Source organism: uncultured Campylobacter sp. (assembly GCF_937959485.1).
Lineage (GTDB): Bacteria > Campylobacterota > Campylobacteria > Campylobacterales > Campylobacteraceae > Campylobacter_B.
In genome coordinates this window covers 68,553-84,009 of the sequence record NZ_CALGPY010000014.1, presented here as the reverse complement: position 1 = coordinate 84,009, position 15,457 = coordinate 68,553, and the positions used below count along the sequence as shown (strand labels likewise).

The 15,457-nt window shown below is 38.1% G+C and carries 12 protein-coding genes; all 12 read right to left on the bottom strand.

Annotation, left to right across the window (positions count from 1 at the left end):
- Position 1 precedes the first annotated feature (1 nt).
- Positions 2-1,366 (bottom strand): mannose-1-phosphate guanylyltransferase/mannose-6-phosphate isomerase, encoded by a 1,365-nt coding sequence (locus Q0380_RS09170; RefSeq protein WP_298962955.1) that lies wholly within the window; start codon positions 1,364-1,366, stop codon positions 2-4.
- Positions 1,359-2,483, bottom strand: a complete 1,125-nt coding sequence (locus Q0380_RS09165; protein ID WP_298962953.1) for a glycosyltransferase family 4 protein — start codon at positions 2,481-2,483, stop codon at positions 1,359-1,361. Before Q0380_RS09165 ends, Q0380_RS09170 begins: the two co-directional genes overlap by 8 nt.
- Entirely contained in the window at positions 2,480-3,583 is a 1,104-nt protein-coding gene (locus tag Q0380_RS09160) for a glycosyltransferase (RefSeq protein ID WP_298962951.1), read from the bottom strand. Before Q0380_RS09160 ends, Q0380_RS09165 begins: the two co-directional genes overlap by 4 nt.
- Positions 3,580-4,665: a glycosyltransferase gene (locus Q0380_RS09155; RefSeq protein WP_298962949.1), complete on the bottom strand. Its 1,086-nt coding sequence runs from the start codon at positions 4,663-4,665 to the stop codon at positions 3,580-3,582. The genes Q0380_RS09160 and Q0380_RS09155 overlap by 4 nt, the downstream gene beginning before the upstream one ends.
- On the bottom strand, positions 4,662-6,743 hold the full coding sequence (locus Q0380_RS09150; RefSeq protein WP_298962947.1) for an alginate lyase family protein: 2,082 nt from the start codon (positions 6,741-6,743) through the stop codon (positions 4,662-4,664). Before Q0380_RS09150 ends, Q0380_RS09155 begins: the two co-directional genes overlap by 4 nt.
- The gene (locus tag Q0380_RS09145) at positions 6,743-8,011 is read right to left on the bottom strand and encodes a hypothetical protein (protein WP_298962945.1); all 1,269 of its coding nucleotides are present in this window, start codon (positions 8,009-8,011) and stop codon (positions 6,743-6,745) included. The genes Q0380_RS09150 and Q0380_RS09145 overlap by 1 nt, the downstream gene beginning before the upstream one ends.
- A 127-nt stretch (positions 8,012-8,138) precedes the next feature.
- Complete coding sequence (locus tag Q0380_RS09140) at positions 8,139-8,837, bottom strand: class I SAM-dependent methyltransferase (RefSeq protein WP_298962943.1); 699 nt, start codon at positions 8,835-8,837, stop codon at positions 8,139-8,141.
- A gap of 1 nt (position 8,838) precedes the next feature.
- On the bottom strand, positions 8,839-9,930 hold the full coding sequence (locus tag Q0380_RS09135; RefSeq protein WP_298962941.1) for a hypothetical protein: 1,092 nt from the start codon (positions 9,928-9,930) through the stop codon (positions 8,839-8,841).
- 80 nt (positions 9,931-10,010) lie between these two features.
- The gene (locus Q0380_RS09130) at positions 10,011-10,964 is read right to left on the bottom strand and encodes a glycosyltransferase (protein WP_298962939.1); all 954 of its coding nucleotides are present in this window, start codon (positions 10,962-10,964) and stop codon (positions 10,011-10,013) included.
- Positions 10,957-12,318, bottom strand: a complete 1,362-nt coding sequence (locus tag Q0380_RS09125; RefSeq protein WP_298962936.1) for a hypothetical protein — start codon at positions 12,316-12,318, stop codon at positions 10,957-10,959. The genes Q0380_RS09130 and Q0380_RS09125 overlap by 8 nt, the downstream gene beginning before the upstream one ends.
- The gene (locus Q0380_RS09120) at positions 12,315-14,444 is read right to left on the bottom strand and encodes a bi-domain-containing oxidoreductase (protein WP_298962934.1); all 2,130 of its coding nucleotides are present in this window, start codon (positions 14,442-14,444) and stop codon (positions 12,315-12,317) included. Before Q0380_RS09120 ends, Q0380_RS09125 begins: the two co-directional genes overlap by 4 nt.
- The gene (locus Q0380_RS09115) at positions 14,441-15,412 is read right to left on the bottom strand and encodes an acyltransferase (protein WP_298962932.1); all 972 of its coding nucleotides are present in this window, start codon (positions 15,410-15,412) and stop codon (positions 14,441-14,443) included. Before Q0380_RS09115 ends, Q0380_RS09120 begins: the two co-directional genes overlap by 4 nt.
- Between the last annotated feature and the right edge of the window lie 45 nt (positions 15,413-15,457).

Here is a 15,457-nt window from a genome sequence, read left to right as displayed (position 1 = left end):
CCTAGCTCCTATTAAAATCATCTTGCAGGCGCACGATATCGTCCTCGCCGGTATAGCTGCCAACTTGAGCTTCGATTAGCACGACGGGGATCTTGCCCTCGTTTGCGAGACGATGAACCTCGCCCATCCTAATGAACGTCGATTCATTCTCGCGCAGCAAGAAATTTCGCTCGCCCACAGTCACGGTCGCAGTGCCGCTAACGACGATCCAGTGCTCGTTGCGATGGTAGTGCTTTTGCAGCGATAGCCGCTTGCCGGGCTTAACGACGATGCGCTTGATCTTGTAGCCGCGCTCATCTTCGAGCACCGTGTAGCTGCCCCACGGGCGGTGCGTCGTTACATGCACGCGCGCTAGATCGCTATCTCCGAGCCGCTCCACCACCTGCTTTACCTTTTGGGTAGAGCCTTTTTTGCATACGAGCAGAGCGTCTTTAGTATCGACGATAGCGAGATCCTCGACGTCTACGGCGGCTATCGTGCGGCCTGAGCCGATGATGAGATTGTTTTTAGAATTTAGAGTAATATTTTGCTCGCTTGCAGTGTTGCCGTTCGCGTCTTTAGGCAGCTCGGCGTCCAAGCTATCGAAGCTTCCCAGATCGCTCCAGCCGATGTCTGCGGGCACGACCTTAGCAAGGCTCGTGCGCTCCATAACCGCGTAGTCGATGCTATCTGCGGGGATCTCTTGCATATCGCCTAGTTTAATTCTAATCGGATTTTCCGCGTTAGAATTTTCGTGTGCACGAACGCAGGCTTCGTAAATTTCGGGGCTACGCGCTTTTAGCTCGTTTAAAAATACGCCAGCTTTAAACATAAACATGCCGCTGTTCCAGTAAAAATTCCCCGCCGCTATGTAGCTTTGCGCTGCCGCAAGCTCAGGCTTTTCGTGAAATTTCAACACGTCCTCGCCGCTAGCTTCGATATAGCCGTAGCCCGTATTTGCATCCGCTGGCTTGATACCAAACGTCACCAAAAATCCCTGCTTTGCAAGCTCGCGTGCGCGCAAGACGCTGTTTTTATACGCCGCCTCATCTCTAATTAGATGATCGCTCGGCGTTACAAAAACGATCTCCTCGACCTTTAAGCTCAAACACGCAAGCGCGATCGCAGGAGCTGTGTTTCTACCGACGGGCTCGAGAAGAAATTTTACGCCGCGCGCGCCTAGGGCCTCAAGCTGATCGAGCGCCAAAAAATACTGCTGCTCGTTCGAGACGACGAGCGTGCGCTCACATAGCGGGGAGTTTCGCTCGTAGCTCATCATAAAAAGCGAGCGATCGTCAAAGAGGCGCACGAACTGCTTTGGCATAAGCGTGCGACTGATGGGCCACAACCTCGTGCCGCTGCCGCCGCTTAGGATTATATTAGTCATTTAGGCCGTCCTTAAATTCCTCATATTTTTTCTCGACGTAGCTTTTGATCTCGGCTTCAAAGCGCGCGCGCGAAAATTTTAAAGAATTTTCTCTGATTTTTGTAGGCTCAAATTTATCATAATTTTGCTCAAATTTAGCTACGGCGGCGAGCAGCTCCTTTGCGTTTTGCTCCATAAAATACAGCCCGCTCTCGCCATCGCGCACCGTCTCGCGAGCGCCGCCGCGCCCAAAGCAGATCACCGGCGTACCGCATGCCTGCGCCTCCACCGGCGTAATGCCGAAGTCCTCCTCTGCGGCAAAAACAAATGCCTTAGCCCGCCCCATAAGATCCGCCATCGTTTCATCATCTGCGAAGCCCAAAAGTTCGACATTTTTGCCCGCTTTTGATTTTATTTTTGCCATATCGGGACCATCGCCGATAACGAGCAGCTTTTTATCAGTCTGCGAAAATGCCTCTACGATAAGATCGATCTTTTTATACGGCACCATGCGCGAGGCGGTGAGGTAAAACTCCTCTTTAGCTTCGCGCAGCTTAAATTTATCCACGTCCACGGGCGGATAGATGACGTCGCTAGGCTTGCCGTAGGTTTTTTTTATACGGCGCGCGATGTAGCGGCTGTTTGCGATGTAGTGATCCACGCGGTTTGCGGTGCTCGCATCCCAAAGCCTAATTTTATGTAAAAAATACTTCGCCAGCATGCCCTTTAAACCGCGATCTAGCCCGCTTTCGCGCAAGTACTGATGATAGAGATCCCACGCGTAGCGGATCGGCGTGTGTACATAGGCAATGTGAAGCTGATTTGAGTGCGTCAGCACACCCTTTGCGACGGCGTGCGAGCTAGACAGCACGACGTCGTAGCCACTTAGATCAAACTGCTCAATCGCAAGCGGAAATAGCGGCAGGTAGTTGCGGTATTTGTCCTTTGCAAAGGGCAGCTTCTGGATAAAGCTCGTGTGAGCGTGCTTGCCTTTTAAAATTTTATCTCGGTCGGCACCCTTTAAAAAGTCGATGAGGCTGTAAATTTCAAAATCATCCCAGATATTAGTAAAACTCTCGACGCATTTCTCCGCGCCCGCATAGGTACTAAACCAGTCGTGGATAAGGGCTTTTTTCATTGCGGCTCCCTAGTTGATCTATTTTCAAATATCTGCTCGTAAATTTTTTCCACTTTACGAATCATAGCGCCGATATTAAATTTATCTTTAAAATTTAGCAATGCTTCGCCTCGCATTTTACCGTATATTTTCTCATCGTTTAATAAAATTTCTATATCCCGACACGCCTGCTGTGCGTCCTCAAACAAAAATCCGCTTTTGCCGTTTTCTACAACCTCGTTATTTCCCACAACGTTTGTCGCCACTATAGGGATACTGAGCGACTGCGCCTCTATGAGCGCATAAGGCAGCCCCTCCCACCTGGATGTAGACAGGTAGATGTCCGTAGCGGATAGATACGCGGGCACTTCGTCGGTAAAGCCCGTAAAGATTATATTTACGCCGTCTTTTTGCGCCATAGATTCAAATTTTGCCCTATCGTCGCCGTCTCCGAGCCATAAAAAAACGATACTTGATTTGTCTTTAAATTTTTTGGCTATCTCGTACGCCAAACTCATATTTTTTGCGTAGTCAAATCTCGAAATGGTCGTAACTACCCTTTTTCCTGACAGATCAAATTTTATCTTGGCGTTATCGTCTTTCAAAAGAGCTTTTATGCCGTTATATACGATCTCACTCTTGCTTTTTTTAAACAATTTAAGCTTTAAACAAACGCTATTTTCGCTATTTGACACATTTATAAATTTATCGGTAAATAGCGTTAAAAATCGCTCCAAAAAAATATACGCGCTCTTTTTTAAAAAGCCGTATTCTCCGATATGAACGCCGTGTAAAGTATGGACTATTTTTAGCCCTGGATTTAAAATTTTAAGCATCCGCGAATAGATACCAGCACCCTTACCGTGGGAATGAATTATTTTTATATCGTTATCTTTTATGAATTTATTCAGTCCAAGGAGCTTTTTCGCACTAAATTTTCTATGCGGCAGGGTAAATATATCTTTAATCTTTTTTGACTTGCTCCACAGATCATAATAGGGCCTATCTTGCGGACAAGCAAGATATATCTCTATCTCGCTAGATAAATTATTTATAAGTAGATCGACGTGTTTTGGGCCGCCGCCGTGATCAGCTCTAAGCGTGATAAATAAAATTTTCATTCTTTGATCTCAGTAGTTTTATCTATTAAAAGCGCAGAATAAATGGAATCCTGCTCGCTAATTATGCTTTCAATGTCTCTATACTCTACATTTAAAAATTTTTGATTTACGCCTATTTGGTCCAAATCATTTATAATTTTAAGTCCGCATGCCAAATATTCATTTATTTTCGTTGGAGATGCGACAAAATTTATAAGATCGTCATTTCTTATAATGACTCCAAAGTCAGCGGCATTAAGATATAGAGGCACCTTATCGTAAGGGAGACTATCAATGTAAAAATTATCTAGTTCGATATTGTTTTTATGGGAAAAATCAAATACCCACTGTTTATTATTGGTAAGGACTATAAAGAAAAATTTTGTTTTATTTTCTTTGTTTATCTTATCAAATTTTAATAAAATTTTATCTAGATTTTGCCAATAATCAACCCCACCGACATAGACATAGCACAATCTCTCAGATATTTTAAGCTGCTTTCTTATAATATTTCTTTTTTCAGAAGAAACGTAGAATAACTTCTCGTCTACAATCGTAGGAAATACTGCACTATGCTGTTTAAAGCCGTATTTGTCCATATAGTATTTTTGCATATTATGGGATACAAAAAATAGGTAATCACAATATTTAAAAACATACCTCTCTATAATTTTCGTCCGAGTACAATAAAATTTAGACAGTAGCGTTTCCCGATTTAAAAGCTCCTCGCCTATAACGCCTCTGATATCTGCAATAATAGGCTTATCTATTTTAAGCATCTTTAATAAATTAATAGCAAAGGCCGAACTGACGTGCCCTCTGCAGTGTATAAGATCTGCGCTATTTAAAATTTTATTTAAAATATTTTTTGAAGAAAATGCCCTAAGCCGATTAATTATCGGAATAAACATTTTTGGATAACGGTAAAGTTTAATTAGCTCATAAAGGGCGTCTTTCGGTTTTTCTTGTTTAATATCATGGATATTGCATAAAGCTAGAAGCGTAACATTATGTTTTTTCGAGTGATAATTACAAATTGTGTGGACTTGACTTTTAAAGACCGAAAGACTTAAATATGAATCGGAAATATACAAAATATTCATATCTTCATCAACTTCCCATATCCATTTGAATACAACTCAAATTTACTATAATAAAATTCCCTATTTGCCATATCGATAATCTCCAATCTATCCTCTTTTATCTCAAATTTTCTAAGAATTTTTACGCCCTTGTATTCTGCAGCTAGGCTTATAAAATTTTCTCCAAAATCCGCCACTTCGCACCTGCATTCCGCAAACATTCCAAATAGTCCTATCGCTCCCTCGCCCCAACTATTTTGTTCCAGATCACCGACGATCGGTACGTTGTGAGCCTTGACGCTTCTAAATTCATTTCTTCTGCCGGGGATCGGCGTATAAAGATATGTACCGGGATCTCTTGCTATATCCAGCCCGTCTATCCACAGCTCGTAGCCCAGCTTATCGTTGTGCGTATGTCCGCCGTGACCCCTTTGCCCAAGCGGCGTAGCGCAGATGGCAAGGTAAAATTTATCGGATTTGAAGATAAAAAATCCGCCGTCCGGATAAAATATATTTTTGATCTCTTGCGAATTTGGAATTTTAAATTCTATGCTTTTTCGGTGCGGCAGTTCGCTAAATTTCGCAACTGAAACGATCGGGCGTCTGTATGTTTTATCGCCTACTTGCAGCGTGCGCCCAGCAAGCGAGCGGATAAAGCTCCTCTCAAAGCAGATATCGTTTTTAAATATCTCATCATCGAAAATTCCGCCCATGCAGCTAATTAGCGTGAAGTGGTTTAAGATATTCTCGTCCCAAAACGGCTCGTCACCGCCCTCAAAGCCGCTTAAATTTAGATATTTTCGTGCGGCTTGTTTGTTGCTCAAGAACTCGCCGTTTGGGCTAAATTTAAAAAACCTACCGCTATCGTTATCGCCGAATTGCGGCACTTCGCCGTTTGGCTTTGTGATGTCGGCGGTAAACCTGCCGATTTTATACAGCCTGTCCGCGAACCACTGCGGCAACGATATTTGTCCGTTTAAAATTTTAAATTCCTGCTCCTCCGGCGGCAAAAGTTTCGGCTTTTTGCGCCAAAGCTTTGCGTCGTAATTTTGCAAAGATGAAATTTTTTCGCTTTTTAGACCCAGCATCAGAGCCGCGCTATACGCCATTAGCTCGCCGCTTAAGCGGTGATAGCTCGTAGAACTCTCGAAATTTCCGCCGTCTTCGTAAAATTCCTTTCTCATTTCACTAATTACTTCTTGCACGGCAAACGCCAACCACGCGTCTGTCTCGCCGCCGCCGTTCAAATATGCGCACGCATACAGCAGGCCCGCAATATCGCTTAGATAGTGATTTGACGTAAGATGCGGCGAATATTCCAGATTATTTACGATATGAAGCGCATGCTCGTAGACGCTATTTGAAAAGGTCTGCTTGAAATTTTGATCTAAAATTCCGCCCTCGTCCATCTGGCAAAACATATCGTAAGCCGCCAGCATGTTGGCAACCCTGATACCCACATCCATCGTGCAGGTCCAATTTACGCCCATTCTAGGCGGATTGTTGCGGATAAAATCTAAAATTTGGTTTTTAAATTCTTTTAAATTTCGCTCTTTTAAGCTTGGATCCGCCATCGCAAAAATAGCAAGTTGCGGCAGGTGCTGCAACCTCGCAAGCTCCCACGGCACCTTTATATCGCTGCCGAGCTTATGGGCTATGCGCTGATCTTTGTACCATTTTTTTTCGCTCCACCGAAAGCCACTTTTAAAATCCTTTTGCCAATCGATCGGCTCGTAGTCTTCGGGCGCGCTCGTAGGAGCTGCAACGTTCATATCGTATTTGTAGCCCTCAAGCCCGAGCGCCGCGCTATCATAGCTATTTTTTACCCAGCCGCTACCGAGCAGATCAAATTTATGCTCGATGTACATTTTAGATAGATATTTTGCGACATCCGGATCGATATTTGACAGGTCGAGTTCTTTTGTGCTTATATAGCTAGTTTTGATGATTGGAACGTTAAAATTTATGTGAGTATTTTTATTTATAAAATCAATGCAGCGATTAATAAAGTTATTTAAAAAAACAGTTATTTTATTAAATAACTTTATTAAAACTATGCGAAACGGAGTAGAATAGAGACGCTTTAAATAATATAACATTATGCTTCCCCTATGCGCGGACAGCTTTTATATTCTTTAATTGCCCTGATAGCTAACCAGCTATAAAAAATTAGAGTTAATAGAAATAGTAAAACTTCCGATAGCAAGTCAAATATTTTAAAGATATAAATTATACTAGGAAAGAATAAAAATAACAAATAATAAAAATACCCTAAAAATAATTTTGGATATATTTTTTTGGAAACTATCATATAAATAACAAATCTAAAAAATGAAATAACCGCTATACAATATATAAAGAGGTAAAAATCAAAATAATATGCACAAAGCAAAAGAGAAGATACGCTTAACACTCCTACGAATATCTCTAAATAAGAAAAATAATGACTTTTCCCAGAAATCTGGATATTTAATTCAAGAATTCTCGAAATCAATGCGCAATACCCACTGAATAAAAATATGAATAAGAAGTGTTGATACTCTATATATTTCTCTCCCGCAAATATATATACGACATAATATGAGCCCAAAATAAAAATGCACATCATAAATCCATATCCGTTAAAAATTATATTAAGCATCATCTTATAGATTCCTATAAAATTCTTTTCCTTATAAAATTTAAGGACTCTCTGAGAAAAAACTATATAAAGCGGATCAAACATAATATAAATAGTTGATGCTATTTTTTGGTAAACCGAAAAAATTCCATTAAATTCTCTATTTAAAAAAACTTTATCTATAATAAATTGTGGGCTTAATGATGATAAATATGACCCAACAATACCGGGCGCAATTTTTATGGAAAATAAAAAGGAATTCTTTGTGATGTGATAATTTACGCTAAATAGCCAACCTTTAACAAAAAAGCTAAAATAACTAACCAGAGAAACAACTGTGCTAGAAAACAGCATAGCATATATTACATTGATCGCACTATCACCCATATCGTAATTTTTTATAATAAAATAAAATATAATTGTTAAGAGTATCTTACCAATTATAATTATTCCATATTGCATATCCTTTTCTTCTAACCTTTTTTGATACTGTATAAGATATATCAGGCTATCAGAAAACGATAAAATAGCCAAAGCAATAAAAATTTTCCAACTCAATAAATTAAAAGAATTTATAATACACAATAACAATATGCCCATAATTACATGAGAAAGAAATGTAACATTAACGATACCGCAAAATAGCTTATATTTGGATTCTTCTGTATAATATTCGTAGTAATATCTTGCATATCCCGATTTAAATTCTAGCGATAGTAAAAAAGATAAAAATACATATATAGTCATGTACAGTCCATATGCACCCATATCATTCATGCTTAATGTATGAGCGATATATGAAAAAAATAGTACCGATAAAATTTTTTCAATCATCAAAAAAATAGTATATAAAGATATCGTCTTAATAAACTTTTTAAGCATTCTCTACTTTCTTAAAAATATAGAAATACCCCAAGGAATTATTTTTATATTTATTTCTAAATACCTTTAATCTACCTATCAGATCTAAAAGTCTAAAAATTACGTTTATCGGCAAGTAAAATATAGGACCCAAAAGGGGTTCTAGCCTGAGGCTACTTAGTGTATTTCGTATAATTGATATAAAACCAAAGCCTACGTTTGCAAAGTCCCCGCCATATGTATCATATCTTATAAGTTCTAAATTCACTTCTTTTGCTAGCTCAATCATGGCGTTTGGAGCAAACCTAAAAAAATCAAAAGGAGGATTATGTATGCTTGTGCTCTGCGCTTCAAAAGCAAAATAATACCCGCCGTCTTTAAGCACTCTTGAAATTTCACAAAAAGTCTTTTTAATATAAAAAGAATCATCTAAAACGAAAACCGTCATAACTGCATCGAAACTAGAATTATCGCAAGAAATACTTTCGGAATTACCTATTATATCCGGAGTAGCATATTCACACTCGCAAACATCAAGACCCACATAATCAGAATTTTTTAGTAATTTCTTATATGGTTTTTTCCCACAACCTATATCTAAAATTTTATACTTAGAATTAAAAAAAGAATCTATTGTCGTTATATATTTTATAACATCTTTTAACAAAAATCTATATCCAGTAATTAAAGAAAAATGTCTATCAAAATACATTTTACGCCCCCCTATATATTCCTTCAACTAAATTGTTAAAAAGCCACTTATCATCTTTCATAAAGCCTTCATAAATTTCTTTAGTTTGTATATTTTGTAAATATCTATGTTCCGAAATAAATGTTAGAAACATTTTCCAGTCACCTTTATATTTTATTTCGAACGCTCCATCGCCCATATCTAAAATATAGGTATTATTATAGCTCTCGTAATAATTAGCACATTCGCTAAAAGTAGCATACCAAACATCTTTGTTTCTTAGATATCCGAAAATAAAATCTAAAGAATTTATATCATCATAAACATTTGGTGTTTGCCTCTTTCCATCTGGTCTAGCATTCATAAAATGCTCCGCTATACTAATCACATATCTACTTTTCATCATTTTTTCTATCTTTACTATATTTAGCAAGTGTTTAATTTTACTTTTTATTGCGTTTCCTCCATATATAAAAGCATCGCCGCTTATATTTGACGGCATTTCTATAATCTTATCATCGCCATACTTCAAAGAAATATTATTGGTAAAAGGCTTAAAGTCAAAGGACCACCAACGAAATTTTAAGTCAATTAGTCCTACAACCAAATCTTCTCTAAAACTATAGCACGGAGTTCTCCCTCCTAAAATTTGGTAGCCAAATGTTTTTTTGAAAAGATCTAAATCATTTTTTATAATATTAAAATATTCGTTTGGAGAATACTGCTCAAATTCTCTACACCATTTTCTATCCATCAATGTAGCATTGGAATATCCATGATTATGTCCATGGTATGCTATCTCATCAGATCTATCTAGAATGGTTTGCAATAATCTTAAAAAGCCATCATTTTTATATATAGTATCGGTTTTGGCGCCATCAAGATATGCCGAGCTAGGTCCCATAACTAAAAAATATGTAACTCTAATTTCTGGGTATTTTTTTAATAGATAATTCATAAAATAATCATATATGCCATTATTATTTAGCCCAAGATAGCCGCAATCGCACTGTTCTCTTAGGAAACGCGAATGGCATATTGAATTTGTAATATCATCTATCCCCAATATGATAGGACAAATTTTATCTAGAAACCATTTTGCTTTATCAATCATGATATTTATCCATCCTTAATATAATAAAATTAATATTTTAAATAAGTAACTATTAATCAATAACCAAGTCCTTATAAAATTTACATTGCATCCAAAACCCTTTTTGTTTTATCATATAGATCATCCAAATTTCTATTCTTAAACAAAATCGTTCCTGTCGGTCTATTGCATACATCGCTTGCTATCGCAGGACATTTAAAATATAAAGCCTCTCTAATGCTAAGGGCATCGCCATCGGTATTCGTAGGTCTTATCATTAGACTAGCCTTTTTAAATATAGGCCAAAGCTCTTTTTGCCCCGTCAGAAAATAAAAATTTTCCTCTAAATTTAACTCTTTTATTCGCAGACGCATTTTATTTATATACTCCGTATTAACCTTTTCGTTTGCTAGCGCAAAAATAAATCCTAAATTTGGATAGACATTTTTTAGCTTAGCCATGAGTTCTATACATATATCAAGTCCATATAGGTCGGTATTTTTATAAAAAACCAAACTAGACGCATTTGCTACCAATAACTTATCTTTTTTTGATATAAAATCGAAAATTTCTTGCGGATAGGTTTTTAATACGCTTTCTTCATCGCATAATGCAGGCGGTAAAAAAGCATTTTTTACTATGATTTTATCATTCTCTAGCCCCAAATTAAGTAAAAATTTTACAAGATGAGAACCTACTACTTGTATATATTCTGATTTAAAAATGGTGATTTTTAATAAGAATTTCATTATAAAATTACTATTTTTATAGCTATTTTGCAAGCCTTCTCCATGAGAAACTATAATATATTTATTTCCTCTAAATATTTTTGAAAAAAGCAATGCAATTCTTTTCATCATTGATGGAGAGTGATAAATAAAAGTTTTATCACTGTTTAGAAAAATTAATTTAATAAAACCGATCCCATTAAGATTATTTTCGTTAACAAAGCCCACAGAACTATCATTGTTAGACCTTGATAATCTATATAAATAAACGGATATTCCTCCAAGTGGAGGCGGCATAGGTCCTATATGCAAAATCTTGCTATTCATAATTTTTTATCCTATTTTCTATCCATCTAAACTTACCATTTGATGTAAAATCAATTTGGTCTACATATTTTATATTTATATCTATGCTTTGCCCATATATTTTCTTTAGATCCGCGACAAGCGTGTCTACCTCTTCCTTGAAAAGTTTATCTAACAATACATTTTGATCTTTTACCTCAAGAACTAAATCAAATAATTTTAACTCATATTGAATAATTTTGGCAGCATTAATGTAAAATAAATGCTTAAATGGAAATGTAACGACCGCGGGCGGAATCAAATCCCCATTTTCATTATAAGTATAATCCTCCTGTCTGCCGATTATATCCTTAATAACTGGATATAGAGCATCGTTTGAACCACTCAAAATACCTTCAGCCACATCTGACATTTGGTATCTTATAATTGGCATAACCTCATTTATAAAACCTGTTGCAATAATTTTATTTTCACAGTCTGTTTCAAATATGCCATATGTAGGTATAAAATGATATAATCTATCATTCTTCCATGCGCCTAACGCCACTTTTTCAGTCTGACCATAATGCGAAATTTTCTGACAATGAAAAACTTCATCTATAATACTCATTTGCCAATCATATAGTACCTCTGATGCTAGCATTATTCCTTTCGGCTGATAGTGTATTTCTGATTCTTTTAATAATCTTGCAAATTTAACTATCGCCGATGGATACCCATGAACAAAATTATATCCTATTTTTAAGATACGTTTTATAATAGTATTTATATTATGGATATCCATTTTTATAATATTAATTCTTAAAACTCTTTCGTCTGGTAGAAAAATAAAATCTTTATTGTCATCTACGAAACCTCTAAATTCAATCCTGCCATCGCCAGGAACATAACCAATTCTTTTCCATTGATAAAAGATAGATGCTAATTCCCGTAGTCTAGTTTTATCATCCTCATATATCTCTAATGTTTTTCCAGTTGTCCCACTCGTATATGCTTTTTTTAAATACGATATAGAAACATCGCTACGCACCATCTTTTTAGAATTATTTCTTATTTCATCTTTTGTTAATATAGGTATTTTCTTTAAATCAGAGATATCATTTAGCATAGAAGGATGAAAGCCCGCAGAATCATATTTTTCTTTATAGAATGTTGTTTTGTAATATGCAATATCAACAATATGTTTTAATGATTCAAACTGGTATTTTTCCATATACTTGATATTCTCTATTTCGTTATTCAAGAGCAGGTTGTAGAAGTCGTAAAATTCTCTATTTAACTTTCTAATCCTATATGATATAATGGCATAAAGCCTTCTTGCAAATGCCTCTAAAATATAATTTGATTTAATAATTTTTTTTATATTGCCAATCATATCAAAAACGAAATCTCCGTCGTCTGCACCATATCCCAAAGCTCTATCGGCCAGCCTTTTTTGCTTCCTTTTAGAGCCCCAAATAGCGCCTCAAGCTCTTCAAGTTGCCCCTTTTGGCTTACGTTTGTTGAAATTTCTTTCAGCCCCACTCCATATCCTTTTAGGCTTTTATAATCGTCCAAAACGATGCTCTTGCCGTCGAAGTGGATCTCCATAAATTCCTTGCCTAGCTCCTTACTGCCGTTTGCGAAATACTCGATATTCGCCACCGAGCCGTCTTTGTATTTTAAGACGATGGATTTGTTATCCTCGGCGCTATATTTTTCATTACTCGGCGTGATCGCCTGTGAAAATACGCTCTGTATCTCGCTTCCCGTTAGTGCCGTCATCAGATCTATTATGTGACACGCTTCGCCAACCATCCTACCGCCGTTTTCATGCACCCAGTGATCCATCGGTATGTAGCCCGCGTTCATTCTATATCTAATTATCATCGGATTTATCCTAGCGCCCGTGTGCTTTTTTATCTCTTCTGCGTAGGCGCTAAATCGCCTATTAAATCCCACGAATAAAAGGGGCTTGTCGCCTCCCTCAGCGTAAAATTTCTTTATCTTTTCAAGCTCCTCTTTGTTTGTCGCAAGCGGCTTTTCTACAAATACGTTTTTGCCCGCTTCAAGCGCCTTTAAAGTAAGCTCCGCATGGCTATCGTGCCTTGTGGAGATGATCACAAGATCGACATTTTTATCATTTAAAATATCGTCTAAATTTGAAGTAGCGTAATTCGCTCCATATTGCTGCGCCACCGCCTTTGCTTTATGTCCGCTTCGGTTCATGATCGCGTAAATTTTATATTTATCCGTAAGCTTTGAGATATTAGGCAGGTGCATCCCGGTGGCAAATCCGCCGACGCCGACGAATGCGACGTTTATCACATCTCTGTTTACTGGCGCGGAGCTTATGATGATTTTTTTATCGTGATTTAGATAGCTATCAAGCTCGGTTAAATTTGCCTCCCCGTAGTCAAGCAAAACCATAAGCGGCTTATTCTGCGAAGTCTGTAGCGACTCAAACGCCTCCGTTACCTGCTCGATAGGATATTTTGCGTCTATGAGCTTATCCAGCTTTATCAAATTTTCATTTACCAGCCTTAGATACTCGCTCATATTTCGATTTTCAGTCCATCTGACGTAGCTAAACGGATAATCAAGCCCCCCCTCTTCGTAGCTCTTGTCGTAGCGACCAGGACCATAAGAAGTGGAGATGAGAAAATCAAGCTCCTTTTTATACATATCCTCTCTATTTATCTGCATACCGGCAACGCCTACAAGCACCACTCTGCCCTTTTTCTTGCACATCTGAAAACTTTGCGATAGCGGCTCACTACTGTTCGTAGCGGCGGTAAATAGCACTCCATCGGCGCCGTATCCGCCGCTCCAAGACGAAACGACATCCAGCAAATCGTCTCTTGACGGGTTTATAACAAGCTCGGCGCCATATTCCTTTGCTATCTGCAAGCGCCTATCGTCAAAATCGCTAACCGCAATCCTCACGCCTGAAATTTTAAGCATCTGCACCGCAAGAAGCCCTAAGATCCCAGCTCCCACGACTACGCAGGTCTCACCCAGCCTTAGATCGATCCGCCTAACGCCCTGCATCGCTATGCCGCCGAGCGTCACGGTGCAAGCCCGCTCAAAGTCCATATCCTGCGGCATTTTCATAACTAAATTTTTAGGCACATCTACGTATTCTGCGTGGTTTGCAAGCCCTGCACCGGCTGCGGCGACGCGCTCTCCGATCTCAAAATTTGAAACGCCCTCTCCGACTGCTATGACGACGCCGCTAAGCGAATAGCCGGTCGGGCTTCCGCTATCAAGCTTGCCCTTTACCTTAGCATAGGCGTTTGCGATGCCGTCTGATTTTATCATATTGATGACTTTTTTTACGTTCTCCGGCTGCTCTAAGGCCCTTCTGATCAGGCTCTTGCCGCTATTTGATACGCCGCTTATCTCGGTGCCCGCCGATATGCAGCTATTTACTACTTTTATAAGAACGCATCCCTTTGAAACGCTTGGAGCAGGGATCTGCTCTGCTAAAACCTTACCTTTTTTAACTATTGCTTGTATCATTTTACAACCTTTATTTGTTTTAATTTCAATGCCGGCTTTTCTATAAAATTCCAAGAAACGCAAGCTACCGTGAGCGTCACGGCCACCACTATTAGATATAGCCATAAAGAGCCGCTAAAGCCCAGACTAATTAGAATTTGAACTATCAGCATATGATAAAGATATGTACTATAAGAGAGATCGGTGCTTCTAGCTATCTTTAAATTTGTGTAGGAAAAAGCCATGCTAAAGATCACTAGCGCCAAAAGGAAAATTTGAAATACAGTAGAAATTTCCAAGCCTCTCTTATAAGCTCCAAGCCCGCTTCCAAACTCTATAGCCGCAAAACAAAATATCAAATAGAGCGCAATATAATATAAGCCGTAGCCTACGAGATATTTTTTTATATCCAGCCAATAAAGCCTCATGACCATGCCGATGATAAATATCCACAAAAACGGCAAGCATATCAGCTCGAGAAGCTTATTTAAATTTGAAGCGGAGTAAAAATTTTCATCGGCGATTGCGGGAATTATCATTGATGTAAAAAATAGGAAAACTAGTAATAAATTTCTTACAATTGCTTTTCTAATACACAAAATAAATGGAAGGACGATATAAAACGATAATTCGACGCTAAGCGTCCATAAAACACCGCTCGGATAAGAGCTAAAAAAGCCGTCATAATTATATAAAGCGTCGTTTTTTATACCGATTATAAAGCCCGCTATACCTGAAGCAGCGGTAACGACATACAGCACGAAATACTCTACGTATTTTAATACCGAGATATCATTAAAATTTTTGCCCACGTACATAGCTAGCTCAAGTACTAAAATATTTACGAATAGAGCCGGATATATCCTAAGCACTCTTTTTATAAAATACTCTTTCAAATTCCTGCTATTTAAATAACTATCGGTAATTAAAAATCCCGAAACCAGAAAAAATAATGGGACGCCGGGAAATAGCCTAAGAAACTTATCCACGTGCCCCCCCCCATAAAAGCGGTATTTTTAGCCATTCTGTTGAGT